Genomic DNA, 13,867 nt, shown 5'->3' with positions numbered 1-13,867 from the left:
GGATTATTGATCCCCGTCTTTTTTATTCATAAACACAAACTTACCGTCGAATACATCCAGTTGGATAACGGAATCCCTCGATACTTTACCCGAAAGAATCTCTTTCGAGAGTTCGTTGAGCACTCGTTTTTGGATGACCCGTTTCAACGGTCTTGCACCGTATACCGGATCGTAGCCCAATTGGCCTAACCAATCAAGCGCGTCCTCACTCGCGGATAAGAATATATGCTGTTCGGCAAGCTGTTTCTGTATCCGTTGAAACTGCATACGCACAATATCGCCAATTTCGTCCCGGCTCAATGGCGTAAACATGATCACTTCATCAATACGGTTCAGAAACTCTGGTCTGATAGACTTCTGTAACAGTTCAAACACTTCATCCTTGGTTTTCGCAACCACCTCATCGCGGTTATTGTCATCCAATTTGGAAAAATTCTCCTGAATAATATGCGATCCCGTGTTGGACGTCATGATGATAATCGTATTTTTAAAGTTGACCACGCGTCCTTTATTGTCTGTTAAGTGTCCATCATCCAATACTTGCAGTAAAATATTGAAGACATCCGGATGCGCTTTCTCGATTTCGTCCAAAAGAACGACCGAGTAAGGTCGACGACGGACCGCTTCCGTCAACTGTCCCCCCTCTTCGTAACCCACGTATCCCGGAGGGGCGCCGATTAATCTGGATACCGCATGGCGTTCTTGATATTCTGACATGTCTATCCGGACCATCGCTTGTTCATCATCAAAAAGGAACTCGGCCAATGCTTTCGCAAGCTCTGTTTTACCTACTCCGGTGGTACCCAAGAAGATGAACGAACCGATAGGGCGTTTCGCATCACTCAATCCGGCTCTGGAACGACGGATAGCATCGGCAATGGCTTCAATCGCTTCTTCCTGTCCGGCAACACGCTTGTGTAGTTCTTCTTCCAGGTTAAGCAATTTCTCGCGCTCAGATTGTACCATCTTGCTCACCGGAATCCCCGTCCAGCGAGATACCACATCTGCAATATCCTCAGACGTAACTTCTTCTTTTAGCATACGGCTATCTTGCTGTTTCTCTGCTAGTTCAGTTTTTAGTTTTTCAACATTATCCTGCGCTTCTTTGATTTTTCCATACCGCAATTCTGCCACTTTACCATAATCGCCTGCACGTTCTGCTTGATCGGCTTCCAGTTTATAATCTTCGATATGTTGGATTTCTTGGTTGACTTTATCGACCAGACTTTTCTCCGATTGCCAAGCTGCTTTTAACGAATCCCGTTCATTGGAAAGATTGGCAATGGTTTCGGAAAGCTCATTCACTTTCTTCTTATCATGCTCCCGTTTAATGGCTTCCCGTTCAATTTCCAGTTGCATGATGCGTCTATCTAATTCATCCACTGCCTCGGGCACAGAGTCCATCTCCAACCGTAGTTTAGAGGCTGCTTCATCTATTAAGTCGATCGCCTTATCCGGCAAGAATCTATCGGTAATATAGCGTTGTGATAGTTCAACCGCTGCGATAATAGATTCATCCAGAATACGCACCTTATGGTGTGTTTCATATCTTTCCTTTAATCCACGGAGGATAGAAATGGCATCCTGTGTGTCTGGCTCATCAACCATGACCTTTTGGAATCGGCGCTCTAAGGCTTTATCTTTTTCGAAATACTTTTGGTATTCATTCAGCGTTGTCGCACCAATTGCCCGAAGCTCGCCGCGTGCTAGAGCGGGTTTTAGGATGTTTGCGGCATCCATAGCACCTTCGCCACCACCGGCCCCCACCAAGGTGTGGATTTCATCGATGAAAAGGATAATCTCCCCCGCGCTGTCCGACACCTCTTTTACGACTGCTTTTAAACGCTCTTCAAACTCGCCTTTGTATTTTGCTCCAGCGATAAGCGCCCCCATATCGAGCGAGAACACCGTTTTAGACTTCAGATTTTCAGGTGCATCACCTTTGATGATTCGGTGGGCAATACCTTCTGCAATAGCTGTTTTACCCACACCCGGCTCCCCAACCAGAATCGGGTTGTTCTTTGTTCGGCGTGATAGAATCTGCATCACACGACGAATTTCTTCATCACGGCCGATAACCGGATCCAGTTTTCCGGATTCTGCAAACTCATTGAGGTTACGTGCGTATTTCCCAAGGGCATTGTATGTTGCCTCTGCATTTTGATCGGTAACACGATTATTTCCTCTAAGCTCTTTGATCGCCAATTTGAGATCTTTCTGGTTTACGCCTTGATCCTTCAACAAAGAAGCCGTCTTATCACTTGAAGAAAGAAGTCCCAAAAGAATATGCTCAATGGAAACAAATTCATCATTGAATTCTTTTAGATAACTTTGGGCTTTTTGTAACACCGAAGCAGACGTGTTACTGAGATATACATTGCTTCCACTTACTTTAGGAAGAGAAGCAATTTGTTTGTCGACCTCTGTCTCCAAATAGTTGGTGTTTACATTTAGCTTTTTCAATAAATGCCCAATAACGTGTTCATCCACGGTTAGGAGTGCCTTTAATATATGTGCGGGTTCAATAGCTTGTTGCTGATTACCCGCTGCAATTTCGGAAGCTTTTTGAATAGCCTCCTGTGCTTTGATTGTATAATTGTTAAAGTTCATATAATAATATCTCTTTAATCTATTGTAAATGCTTGTTTAATCTCGTTTTATGGATAAACAATTTAAGTGCCTTTTTGATTTTAGCTATCTATTCGGAAATTTTGTCGCTAAAAAATACATTTAAATGACAAAATGACCTGTTTGTTTACCGTTTAAGCGGACACACTGGAAGGTAATAGTCAGTGTCTTCGGCCTTTATCTTCTATATAACGAGTTTTTTCAAAAAGTACTTGCATAATAAAAATAGAACTGTGATATTTGCATCACTGAATCGGAAACGGTTCGAAAGCCTCCTTAGCTCAGCTGGTAGAGCAACTGACTTGTAATCAGTAGGTCATTGGTTCGATCCCGATAGGAGGCTCAAAGAAAACCAAAGCAAAGGGCTATATGTCAAGATGTGATGGTTACCGCGCTCATAGCTTAACTGGATAGAGCACCTGACTACGGATCAGGAGGTTAGGGGTTCGACTCCCTTTGAGCGCACAAGTAAAGCCTAATTCTGTATCGGGATTAGGCTTTTTTTTGAACATAAAATAACAACTTATGCTAAACCTCGTCTTATTTGGTCCTCCCGGTGCAGGGAAAGGTACCCAATCAGAAAAACTCATTGAAAAATACCAATTGGTTCATATCTCCACTGGCGATATTTTCCGTGCTCATATCAAAGACCAAACTGCTTTGGGACAGCAAGTGAGTCAAATTATTGCTGACGGTAATCTTGTTCCTGACTCTATTACCATCGCTATGCTGGAAGAAGAAATTAATAAAAACCCACAAGCAAAAGGATTTATTTTTGATGGATTCCCTCGTACAGTAGCGCAGGCAGAAGCTTTAGATAAATTTTTGGAATCGATTAATGAACACATCACAGGTGTTTTGGCATTAGACGTAACGGAAGAAGAATTAAAGGAGCGTATCGCGAAACGTCAAGAAATATCTGGTCGTGCAGATGATGCTGCGGATAAGTTGACGAAACGTATTGAAGAGTATTTTAATAAAACCATACACGTATTGCCGTATTATGAAGCACAGGGTAAACTGTCTAAAGTAAACGGTATTGGTGATATTGATGCAATTTTCCAGTCGTTGACAGCGATTATTGACACATATTAATTTCCAAACATAAAAAGTAATATAGTAGAATATGGCTCAGGGCTCAAATTTCGTGGATTATGTGAAGGTGTGTTGCCGCTCTGGGCACGGAGGAGCTGGTTCGGCCCACCTACATCGGGATAAATTTACCGCCAAGGGTGGGCCAGACGGGGGGGATGGTGGCCGTGGTGGCCATATTATCCTGAAAGGTTCTTCGCAACATTGGACTTTACTCCATTTAAAATACCGTAAGCATATTATTGCGGAAAATGGTGGACCTGGATTAAGTGCATTGCGTACCGGAGCTAACGGAAAAGATGAAATCCTGGAAGTACCTTTAGGAACTGTCGCTAAGGATGCCGAGACCGGCGAAATTCTATTTGATATTACAGAAGATGGAGAAACCAAGATATTGACTCCTGGCGGAAAAGGCGGGTTGGGCAATTGGCATTTCAAATCTGCTACACAGCAGACACCACGCTTTGCACAATCGGGTATACCGGGACAAGAACAATGGATTATACTCGAACTGAAAGTATTGGCAGATGTTGGATTAGTCGGTTTCCCCAACGCTGGAAAATCCACGTTGCTATCTGTTGTGTCAGCAGCAAAACCGGAAATTGCCGATTATCCGTTTACCACCTTGGTACCAAATCTTGGGATTGTTGGCTACCGCGACAATAGATCATTTGTAATGGCGGATATTCCGGGAATCATCGAAGGAGCCTCAAAAGGCAAAGGTTTAGGGCACCGATTCTTACGCCATATTGAACGTAATGCGGTTCTATTATTTATGGTTCCTGCGGATACCGATCGTAGTATTGCCGAAGAATACGAGATTTTGCTAAATGAATTAACGGCTTATAATCCCGAACTCATGGATAAACCACGCCTATTGGCAGTTACAAAGTCCGATATGCTCGATGATGAGCTCGAAGCGGAGATGACGGAAACACTACCAAAAGGAATACCTGCGATTTTCATATCTTCCGTATCGGGTAAAAATATCCAACAGCTAAAAGATATGATCTGGAAGGCTATTAATGATTGATACATTAGATAATCGGAAACAATCTACTTTCTACTTCGATCTTAAAGTTTTCGTGAAGATATGTAAAGAATTGCTTGTTAGCTTGGTTTTGGTTTTGTTCAATAAGATAGGGAATGACGACGATATCTTGTTTTAAACGAAGCTTATAATAACCAAACAAGGTATCTCGGTTTTTTTGAACGGACTTTACTTCGGATACACTTACTACATCACGCATTAAATTAAAAGAAAGAGGCTTATCTTTAATATGGTCCACCAAGACTTCATAAGTTTCAAGATTAAAATAAATACGTTGATCCTTAGTATATTTAATATGGTTCGTGTAAACAAAAAGTTGACCAATAAGATAAAGACTTAATGGAATAAGTATCCACAATATTTTGATTTTCATCCCCAGAATGATGACGATCAAAAGGAGTAAAAAACCGATTCCAACTGTGCGTAATGTACTCTTTGTCACACGGCTGATTAATAGGGATGACGTATCTATCAAGACAAAATGCTGGCGCTGATTCGCCCGGACGATAGATGTACTGTCTCCACTAGTCAACATAAACCTTCGGGCTATAAGATATAGCAAAAGTCCGAGTAAAGCGATAATAATAAATATCTTCATTGCGCTATCTTAGAAAAGCCATATCTTTTAATATTGCTCAGATTCATTCGGGTAATTCCCCGATTTCACATCTTCTGCATATTTAGCCGCCGCTTCCACGATACCATCGTACATTTCCATATAACGTCTCAAGAATTTTGGTTTGAAATCTTTGGTGAATCCAAGCATATCATTAACCACCAATACCTGTCCATCACATCCGTTTCCTGCACCAATACCTATCGTAGGGATGGAAAGTGATTCACTGACTTCTTTAGCAAGTTTTGCTGGTATTTTTTCCAAAACAATAGCAAAGCATCCGATTTCTTGAAGTGCCAACGCATCCGATTTCAGTTTTTCCGCTTCTGCTTCCTCTTGTGCCCGGACACCGAATGTTCCAAATTTATTGATGGATTGTGGTGTCAGTCCTAAATGTCCACAAACGGGAATACCCGCATCAATAATCTTTTTGATATTGTCCAAAATCTCGACACCACCTTCTAGTTTCAATGCATGAGCCCCTGATTCTTTCATCATCCGAACAGCCGATTTGAAAGCATCTTCGGGTGTACCTTGATATTCACCAAAAGGAAGGTCGACTAATATCAATGCTCGCTTTGCACCTCTCGCTACTGCACTGGCATGGTATATCATATGATCCAGTGTAATAGGTAACGTGGTTTCATATCCTGCAAAAACATTTGCTGCGGAATCCCCAACCAATAAAACGTCGATACCTGCTTCGTCCAATGCACGCGCAGTAGAGTAATCATACGCCGTGAGCATACTGACTTTGTCACCATTTGCTTTCATGTCCAAAATGGTGTTCGTGGTTACTCGTTTGATTATTTTATTTACTGACATGGCCTGTTGTTTGATAGGACAAAGCTAATAAAAAGTTATAGAAGTAGGGGATGTTGAGGGGATTTCTGTATTTTTGCATTTATGCAAAAAAGCGACAATCGTTTATTTAAATTTCCGAAATTTCAAGATCTCATTATTTTTGAGGATGATAACCTCATTGTCATTAATAAACCTCCATTTGTGGCTTCTTTGGACAACAGGAGTGGGGATGAAGTGAATATTTTACGCCTTGCAAAAAAATATTATCCCGATGCTCAAGTTTGCCACCGTTTGGATAAAGATACCTCCGGTCTACTTTTATTGGCGAAAAATCCCGAAACATATCGGTTGATTTCTATCGAATTCGAACGCAGACGTGTAGATAAAATATACCACGCCATTATTAATGGTACACATACTTTTACCAATCTGTCCGTAAATCTGCCTATTTTAAACCAAGGGAATAAAAACGTTTCGATCGATCGTGCTCATGGCAAACCCGCTGAAACTATTTTTAATTCCATACAGTATTTTCGGCACTTTACACTTGTCGAGTGTAAACCAATTACGGGACGTATGCACCAGATTCGTATCCATTTGGCGACCCAACGAGCGGCTATCGTAGGTGATGAGATGTACCGCGGTAAACCGGTTTATTTGTCCCAGATTAAAAAAAGAGGTTTTACAATGGCAAAAGGAGAAGAAGAGCAACCAATTATGAAACGATTTGCCCTGCATGCGCATCAAATCCGCTTTACTATGGAAGGAAAAGAATACGGTTTTGAAGCCCCATATCCGAAAGATTTTGCTACCTTGTTGAAATTATTAGAGAAGTTTGATAGTTAAAAGGGGAACTTAACATGAATAAAAAGAAAGTTTGGAAAATAGTTGGTAATGTTATCTTCGTGGGACTGATTATTTTATTAATTCTACCGAGTGGACGCACCTGGGTACAGCAAGGGTTGATGAAAATCGGTTTGTTTAAACCTAAATTGGAAAAACCGGAACCGACCCCGACACCAGCAGCAGAGGCACCCGCCGACAGTAATTATGCGGGAGTTGCTTTTTCAGATGATAATGGAGAAGTGGTGCATATCCCGGATTTAAAAGGAAAGGTGGTCTTCCTAAATTTTTGGGCAACATGGTGCCCTCCTTGTAAAGCGGAGATGCCTTCTATTCAGGTCTTGAAAGATAAATTCAAAGACAATGATCAAGTGGTTTTCCTCATTGTTGAAATTGAAGGTGAAAAAGAGAAAGCACGAGACTTTATGCAGCAGGGCAGTATGGATCTACCTGTTTATTATCCGGAAAGTCAAATTCCGGGCGAATGGTTGGGAGGAGCTATTCCCACGACAGTCATTTTAGATAAAACGGGAAATATCGCCACGCGCCATGAGGGTATGGCGGACTATGCTCGCGCAGAGGTGTCCGACTTCATTACAGAATTAATTCAAAAATAAGCATGACCAAAGCAGCATTAGTTCAACAAATAAAAATCAAAAAGAGCTTTTTGTGTGTGGGATTGGATACAGATATTACTAAAATACCGACGCATCTGTTGGACGATGAAGACCCAATATTTTCTTTTAATAAAGCAATAATTGAGGCGACAGAAGATCTCTGTGTAGCGTATAAGCCTAATATCGCCTTTTATGAATGTTATGGTGCAAAAGGATGGCAGTCGCTACAAAAAACATGGAAAATCCTGCCCAAAAACTGCCTGAGCATCGCAGATGCTAAACGCGGTGACATCGGTAATACTTCTACGAGATACGCAAAGGCATTTTTTGATCAAGATACATCGGGTTTAGGATTTGACGCGATTACCATAGCACCGTATATGGGGCATGATTCGGTCATTCCATTTCTAGATATTCCAGATAAATGGGCTATCGTACTAGCATTGACGTCTAATTCAGGAAGTAAGGATTTTCAAAACGTTACCAATGCCTCGGGTGTGGAATTATTTGAAATTGTGTTGGATAAAGTAAAAGAATGGGGCACTCCCGAAAATACCATGTTTGTGGTGGGAGCGACTCGAGGAGAAGGCTTTTTAAAAGTGCGTGAACATGTGCCAGACCATTTTTTGCTAGTTCCAGGTGTTGGGGCACAGGGAGGTTCGTTACAAGAGGTATGCAAATTTGGTATGAACAAAGCGTGTGGTTTGTTGGTAAACAGTACCCGAGGTATTATATATGCATCTAATGGAAAGGACTTTGCGGAACGTGCGCGGGAAGAAGCCTCAAAGCTACAAAAGGAGATGCAGATCGAATTAGAAAGAGCGGGGATAATTTTGGCACAATAATTACTTATCTACAGCATAAGAACAATAACTTATGTATAATCGATTTGTATATGTCTTCATCCTGTCGCTCACGTTATTTTTTGCATCCTGTAGTTCCATATATATGCCTAATGTGCCGGCAACACCGATGTTTCAGCGAAAAGGAGAGGTGCATGCCGCTGTTCATGCCAATATTAAAGGTAATGTAAGTGGAAGCGGCGGTGTGGCTGTAGGAAATCACATTGCGTTGATCGCGAATGGCTCTTACCTTGACCAAGGTGATAACAACAATAAAAACAATCTATTTAAACAGTATCTAATAGAAGGTGCTCTGGGCTATTTTACGCACGTAGGGAAGGAAAAACGACAAACACTGGAAGTATATGCAGGTTATGGCGTCGGATCTTCCACGGAAATCGATCGCCGGGCTTCTACAACAGGTATGATGCCGGTAGAAACAAGGACAATGGATTTTGATAAAATTTTTGTGCAGGTAAATTATTCATCTACCCGGAGAAATAAACTAAATATATTTGGTAAGCCACGTGAATTAAATTATGGTACGGCTATTCGTGCTAGTCGGGTGGCCATGCAAGATTTTACAATCAATGATTTAACTAGTCCAACAGAAGAAGCCCTGTTTATCGAACCTCTTTTTTATACGCGCATGGAATTGAATAGAGGTTTTCAGTTACAGTATACGAACGGCTTTAATTTTAACGTGGTGGAAAACACCTATTTAAAAGCAGGAAATGCTGTATTTACACTAGGGCTCACATATAATTTTGGCGGAAAAAGGAATAAAAAAAAGTAATAAATTAGATATGGAAAGAAAGAACATCAATATCCTATGTATAATGTTCATAGGATTATTAATGAGCGGCTGTGCTATCAATAAAAATCAAATTGACGCACTTGCCAAATGCGATTATACAGTGGAGTCGCTGCAGGATATCCGTTTGGCCGGTAGGGATATGGATAGTTACACAGGAAAAGATGGGGTAAATTTAGCTTCCCTTCCGGGAATTGCCATGGCGATGTTGCGCCAAGATTTACCGCTGGAGGCGCAGATAAATATGAAAGTCAGTAACCCCACTACCACAACAACAAAAATCAATTCCTTCAAATATCTGATTGAAATTCAAGGAAAACCACTTTTTGAAGGAACGGTGAACGAAAATCTTCATTTGGCAACCGGTGAGAGTACCGTTGTACCCCTAACCTTTAAAGCGAATATCTTCGGTACCGCAAAGGAAGAAGGAATCGAAAATGTATTAAATGAGCTTTTCACGAGAAAAGGAGAAGGTTTTCTTGTCCTTAAAATAAAACCATCTATTAAAATTGGTAATAGTAATATCTACTATCCGGGCTATATTACGGTAGACAGAAATCTAGCGAAAAGCATTGGGAAATTAGTTATGTAATTTTTTTATCTTCTTTTTCCCCGTGAAAAAGAAGCAAAAACCTCGTCGCTTCGAATATTTGAAACAATGGTCCGTGCAAGGGGGGCTACAAACTTCAAATATCCGGATGCGACATTTAATGTTAAAGGAGAGGTTGTGCAATTGTATGATCCCATCCTTAAACTATTAATGCCACATGTAAAATTTTGAAATATGTAGAAATATTATGAATGCACTACCCCTCCATTCAAAATTTTAAAGTGGCGAGTTTTGCTCCACTTTTGCGGTCAAAAGTGGAAACAAAAAAAGGAGAAGAAGTTAATCCCTATTAAACGTATACCCCACAGTCCATTCGATAAAATCTGCCTTTCCTTTATGGGCTTTGATAGAGATGCCTGCATTAATGTCTTTATAAACATAATACCGTGCACCTGCTCTTAAAAAGACATGGTTTATTTCACCATTGAAATATCGTTTGTGAATATAATACCCCACGTTCCCATTCAATACCAAATTACGGTTTAATACATGCACCAAGTAAAATGATGGTCCGCCGGATAACTTAGCACTTAATTTCCCGCTATCATCTCCTGCAATTTCATCGTAGTTTCCCGAAGAGGAGTAGAATAAATCGAGACCAGCACCCATTCTCCATTTATGTGCTACGTGCTTACTCGCGTAAACACCTAATGTGGTCTTTAAAAAACGCTCATCTTTATTAATATCTAATTGTTTCCAGCCTATACCGTAATTGATATGATAGAGAATTTTGTCGCTATAGGGAGCGATCTTGCTCTTGTCGGGAATAACGGTTTCGCCGTTGGGTTGATAAGTAATGGAAGCCGTGAGAGGAATTAGATTAACGCCTTTGTTTGGCAACCGAAGAGCTCCATTTGAAAAGTGGTGATAGGCCAAACCTAATCCTACACGCCAATTCGGATTAATTTTATACTGACTCCGTATACCAAAATCAATAAAAACATTATTTTTTGCACCGATAACGACATTCAGCGGATTGGTTTCTGCATCATAAGGTGTAAAGTTGCCTGAAATACCGAGACCTATACGATAATCGAAGCTCCAGCGCTTCTTTCTTAAATTTCCAAACGGGGATTGCATGAATCCGTATATAGCATAAGGACTTCCTATAATATCGGTATTAAATGTACTACTATAAAATCCAATCCCGTAGATAGGATTGTTATATAGTGTGAAGTATTGGTCATCTGATTTCTGTATTTTCCAACCTATTTTTAAGTTGATCCCATTGTAATATGCACTTTCAAAAGTAGTACGCCTAATATCTTTAGCCGCCAATATTCCACCATTTTCCATTTCTAACTCTATAACAAATGGATTCTTTACGGGTTCTTTTCCTCGAATAGAATCTACTTGTGCATATAGTTGTGAAGTAGCTATTAATAACACTGATGTTAAAAAAAATTTTTCCAATATCGTCTTTTCAAAAATAATAATTTGGTGCCAAAGATATTACTTTTTTAACGTTATAGGCTGTGCTTTGATGCAGAATCCGTGATATTTCCGTCATTTTAAATACGCTTTGCAAGCACTTTTTTTTTGTAACTTGATTGTTGTAAAAAAGACTTAGTGTATTTTTTACAATATTATTCCTATATTTAGTTCCGATTTGTAAAAATCTAGATTAATGATAATGCAAAATGTAAAGAACGGTTTAATTATTTTTACGTTCATGGTAGCTAATCTCCTTTCAAAAGCACAGGAAAAGCACGAGCGTTATATTCAAAAAGTCGCAGGAACGCATTTAGAATTTTCTATGGAAGCGATTCCTGGAGGGACATTTCTTATGGGAAGTGATAAATCTAATAAAGAGGATGAAAAACCGATTCATCAGGTGGAACTTGATCCATTTTGGATGGGTACTTATGAGGTAACTTGGGATTTATACGAACCTTTTGTTTATAAGGACTTGGAACAGACGATTGCCATTGATGGTAAAGTACCGTCTGGCGTAGACGCGGTGACACGGCCGACAAAACCTTATTTAGATATGACTTTTGGCATGGGTAAAGAAGGACATCCTGCATTAGCAATGACACATTATAATGCCATCCAGTTTTGCAAATGGCTTTATACGCGTACGGGCGTCTTCTATCGTTTACCCACAGAAGCAGAGTGGGAGTATGCTTGTCGTGCGGGATCTACATCCGAATATTTTTTTGGAGACGACGTTTCCCAGCTAGTAGAATACGCTTGGTTTGCAGCAAATAGCAACGAAAAAACGGCACCGGTAGGAAAGAAAAAACCGAATGCCTGGGGATTATATGATATGATGGGGAATGTGGCAGAATGGACTTTCGATCAGTATATAGCTGATTACTATAAACAGTTTGAGGGTAAGACGGTTAAAAATCCGGTTGCTGTGCCGACAGAACTATACCCACATAGCGTAAGAGGAGGTTCTTTTGATAGCCAGCCTGATGAACTTCGATCCACTGCCCGTATGGTATCTGATCCTATATGGAAGCAATTAGATCCACAAATACCGAAATCTAATTGGTGGTTTCCCGAAGCTCCATTTATTGGGTTACGTCTTGTTCGTCCAGTTAACCCACCATCACAGGAAGAAATTATGATTTATTATAATCAAGAACCTATAAAGGATTTTTAATAAGTAAATTACAACACCTAAACTAATGCAACATTTTAAAAGGAGAGATTTTATTAAAGCCGGATCCCTATTAACGGGGGCAGCTGCTTTGTCGTCGGTACCAGTATCGAGTGTGTTTGCTGCTGGAAGTGATGTGATCAAGATTGCCTTGATCGGCTGTGGCGGACGTGGTACCGGTGCCACGTTTGATGCGTTTGCTTCAGGGCAAAACTTGAAGTTGGTTGCGATGGCAGATGCCTTCCAAGATAATCTAGAAAAGACATACCAAACTATAAAAGAAAAATTTGGTGATAAGGTAGATGTGCCGGACAGTCGTAAATACGTTGGTTTTGATGGCTATAAAGCAGCTATTAGAGATGCAGATGTGGTATTACTCGCTACACCTCCCGGCTTTCGTCCTATCCATTTTGAAGAAGCTGTAAAAGCGGGCAAACATGTTTTTATGGAGAAACCTGTTGCAGTCGATATTCCAGGCATACGGAAGGTACTAGCTGCCGCAGCTGAGGCTAAAAAGAAAAAATTAAATGTCGTCGTAGGTTTACAACGACGTTATCAAACGAATTATAGGGAAGCCATTAGGCGCATACAAGATGGTGCCATTGGCGATGTCGTTTCCGGCCAGGTTTATTGGAATAGTGGGGGCGTTTGGGTTCGGCCGCGCGAACCAAAACAAACGGAAATGGAATACCAGATGCGAAATTGGTTTTATTTCAACTGGCTTTGTGGCGATCATATTGTCGAGCAACACGTGCATAATATCGATATTGCCAATTGGGTAAAAGGAAAGTATCCTGTTTCTATTCAGGGGACAGGAAGTCGAGCCCACCGTACCGGTAAAGATTACGGTGAAATATATGATAACTTCGCTATCGAACTTACTTACGACGATGGTGCTGTGGTATATAGCCAATGTAGACATTTTGAAGGTGTATCCAACCGTGTGGACGAAACTTTTCAGGCAACGAATGGGCGCGCTTTCCTTTCTGCAGGAAACCAGGCAATACTATGGGATACCAACGGAAACGAAATATACCGTCATGACCCCAAAGGCAATCCAAACGCTTATCAGCAGGAGCATAAAGAACTTTTTGCGGCAATAGCTAAAAACGAATATGTGTTTGACGACGCTCAGCATGGAGCGTATAGCACGCTTACGGGTATTATCGGTCGTAATGCTTGCTATACGGGAAAGGTCATTAAATGGGAAGAGGCCCTAACCTCCACTGTCGATCTGTCTCCCGATGTTTACGCCTGGGATGCCTTGCCCAAAATTGTTCCGAATGAAAACGGAGAATACCCGTATCCTATTCCGGGTAAAAATACCGATCGCTATATTTAG

General features: G+C 40.8%; 13 protein-coding genes and 2 tRNA genes. 11 read left to right on the top strand and 4 right to left on the bottom strand.

The genetic code is table 11. The features are described from left to right. Positions 1–3: 3 nt before the first annotated feature. Positions 4–2,610 carry an ATP-dependent chaperone ClpB gene (gene clpB / locus H8B06_RS16635; protein WP_190995337.1) on the bottom strand — a complete coding sequence of 869 codons (2,607 nt, stop codon included), beginning with the start codon at positions 2,608–2,610 and terminating at the stop codon, positions 4–6. Between the two features lie 288 nt (positions 2,611–2,898). Here clpB and H8B06_RS16630 point away from each other — a divergent pair. The 4 genes from H8B06_RS16630 (at position 2,899) to obgE (ending at position 4,753) form a co-directional block, all read left to right on the top strand. After that, positions 2,899–2,971, top strand: a tRNA-Thr gene (locus tag H8B06_RS16630). 48 nt (positions 2,972–3,019) lie between these two features. Beyond that, positions 3,020–3,093: transfer RNA gene (locus H8B06_RS16625), tRNA-Arg, on the top strand. A 60-nt stretch (positions 3,094–3,153) separates the two neighbouring features. Continuing rightward, positions 3,154–3,723, top strand: coding sequence for an adenylate kinase (locus H8B06_RS16620; RefSeq protein ID WP_130140141.1), 570 nt, complete (start codon positions 3,154–3,156; stop codon positions 3,721–3,723). Positions 3,724–3,754: 31 nt separating this feature from the next. After that, positions 3,755–4,753: a GTPase ObgE gene (obgE, locus tag H8B06_RS16615; protein ID WP_190995336.1), complete on the top strand. Its 999-nt coding sequence runs from the start codon at positions 3,755–3,757 to the stop codon at positions 4,751–4,753. A 4-nt stretch (positions 4,754–4,757) separates the two neighbouring features. Here the strand turns inward: obgE and H8B06_RS16610 are convergent, their stop codons facing one another. Both H8B06_RS16610 and panB read right to left on the bottom strand, forming a co-directional pair. Beyond that, complete coding sequence (locus H8B06_RS16610) at positions 4,758–5,369, bottom strand: hypothetical protein (RefSeq protein WP_190995335.1); 612 nt, start codon at positions 5,367–5,369, stop codon at positions 4,758–4,760. A gap of 27 nt (positions 5,370–5,396) precedes the next feature. Further along, complete coding sequence (panB, locus tag H8B06_RS16605; protein WP_190995334.1) at positions 5,397–6,212, bottom strand: 3-methyl-2-oxobutanoate hydroxymethyltransferase; 816 nt, start codon at positions 6,210–6,212, stop codon at positions 5,397–5,399. 81 nt (positions 6,213–6,293) lie between these two features. Between panB and H8B06_RS16600 the strand changes: the two genes are divergently transcribed. Genes H8B06_RS16600 through H8B06_RS16580 form a run of 5 tightly spaced genes read left to right on the top strand, consistent with a single transcriptional unit; the run spans position 6,294 to position 9,899 of the window. Beyond that, positions 6,294–7,037: an RluA family pseudouridine synthase gene (locus H8B06_RS16600; protein ID WP_190995333.1), complete on the top strand. Its 744-nt coding sequence runs from the start codon at positions 6,294–6,296 to the stop codon at positions 7,035–7,037. A 14-nt stretch (positions 7,038–7,051) separates the two neighbouring features. Further along, positions 7,052–7,651 carry a TlpA family protein disulfide reductase gene (locus tag H8B06_RS16595; protein WP_190995332.1) on the top strand — a complete coding sequence of 200 codons (600 nt, stop codon included), beginning with the start codon at positions 7,052–7,054 and terminating at the stop codon, positions 7,649–7,651. A 2-nt stretch (positions 7,652–7,653) separates the two neighbouring features. After that, positions 7,654–8,496, top strand: coding sequence for an orotidine-5'-phosphate decarboxylase (pyrF, locus tag H8B06_RS16590; RefSeq protein WP_190995331.1), 843 nt, complete (start codon positions 7,654–7,656; stop codon positions 8,494–8,496). 31 nt (positions 8,497–8,527) lie between these two features. Next, entirely contained in the window at positions 8,528–9,289 is a 762-nt protein-coding gene (locus H8B06_RS16585; protein ID WP_190995330.1) for a hypothetical protein, read from the top strand. Positions 9,290–9,299: 10 nt separating this feature from the next. Beyond that, on the top strand, positions 9,300–9,899 hold the full coding sequence (locus H8B06_RS16580) for a hypothetical protein (protein ID WP_190995329.1): 600 nt from the start codon (positions 9,300–9,302) through the stop codon (positions 9,897–9,899). Between the two features lie 297 nt (positions 9,900–10,196). On the opposite strand, the gene H8B06_RS16575 is transcribed toward H8B06_RS16580, so the two are convergent. Further along, positions 10,197–11,306 (bottom strand): acyloxyacyl hydrolase, encoded by a 1,110-nt coding sequence (locus H8B06_RS16575; RefSeq protein WP_317170946.1) that lies wholly within the window; start codon positions 11,304–11,306, stop codon positions 10,197–10,199. A 244-nt stretch (positions 11,307–11,550) separates the two neighbouring features. Here H8B06_RS16575 and H8B06_RS16570 point away from each other — a divergent pair, with 244 nt between their 5' ends. Next, positions 11,551–12,528 (top strand): formylglycine-generating enzyme family protein, encoded by a 978-nt coding sequence (locus tag H8B06_RS16570; protein ID WP_190995396.1) that lies wholly within the window; start codon positions 11,551–11,553, stop codon positions 12,526–12,528. Between the two features lie 25 nt (positions 12,529–12,553). After that, positions 12,554–13,867, top strand: a complete 1,314-nt coding sequence (locus H8B06_RS16565) for a Gfo/Idh/MocA family protein (protein WP_190995328.1) — start codon at positions 12,554–12,556, stop codon at positions 13,865–13,867.

This window comes from Sphingobacterium micropteri, from assembly GCF_014692515.1.
Taxonomy (GTDB): Bacteria; Bacteroidota; Bacteroidia; order Sphingobacteriales; family Sphingobacteriaceae; genus Sphingobacterium; species Sphingobacterium micropteri.
This window is presented reverse-complemented; position numbering and strand designations above follow the sequence as displayed.